The organism is Halomicrococcus pelagicus, from assembly GCF_050954125.1.
Map to the genome: position 1 here is coordinate 1 of NZ_JBPBWC010000045.1, position 1,073 is coordinate 1,073.

General features: G+C 66.8%; 1 protein-coding gene. It reads left to right on the forward strand.

The features are described 5' to 3' along the window. Nucleotides 1-1,073: AMP-binding protein (locus ACRYA2_RS26550; protein WP_433634814.1), on the forward strand; the 1,073-nt coding region annotated here is incomplete at both ends.

Sequence of the window (1,073 nt, forward strand, 5' to 3'; positions counted from 1 at the left end):
GTCAACGAGTTCGCGGCGGCGCTGCGGGACCTCGGCGTCGAGGAGGACGACGTCGTGACGATGTACATGCCGATGGTACCGGAACTCCCCGTCGCCATGCTGGCGTGCGCCCGTATCGGCGCACCTCACAGCGTCGTGTTCGCGGGGTTCTCCGCGGACGCGCTCGCTACCCGTATGGAGAGCGCCGACTCCGAGTACCTCGTGACCTGCGACGGCTACTACCGCCGCGGCGACGCCCTCGAACACAAACAGAAGGCCGACGACGGCCTCGACGACGTCGACCACGACGTGTCGAGCGTGGTGGTCGTCGACCGTCTCGGCGACGAGTACGACCACCCGATGGCCGAGAACCACCACGCCTACGCGGACCTAGTCGACGAGCACGCGGGTGCCGAGGTCGCCCCGGTCGAGCGCGACGCCGAGGACATGCTCTTCCTGATGTACACCTCCGGCACCACCGGCCAGCCCAAGGGCGTCAAGCACACCACCGGTGGGTATCTCTCGTGGGCGGCGTGGACCTCGCGAGCGGTGTTGGACGTCAAACCCGACGACACGTACTGGTGTTCGGCGGACATCGGCTGGATTACGGGCCACTCCTACATCGTCTACGGGCCGCTCGCGCTCGGCACCACCAGCGTGATGTACGAGGGAACGCCAGACTACCCCGACAAGGACCGCCTCTGGGAAATCGTCGAAGAGTACGAGGCCGACCAGCTCTACACGGCGCCGACGGCCATCCGGGCGTTCATGAAGTGGGGCAGCGAGCACCCCGACCGGCACGACCTCTCGTCGTTGCGGTTGCTCGGCACGGTCGGTGAACCGATCAACCCGCGCGCGTGGAAGTGGTACTACAAGCACATCGGCAACGAGAACTGCCCCATCGTCGACACCTGGTGGCAGACCGAAACCGGCGGCATGATGGTCACCACCCTCCCTGGCGTGAAGGACATGAAGCCCGGTTCGGCCGGCCCGGCCCTGCCGGGTGTAGACGTTCGCGTCGTCGATACCACTGGCGAGGAGGTAGAGCCGGGTCGCGCCGGTTACCTCACCGTCGACAAACCCTGGCCCGGGAT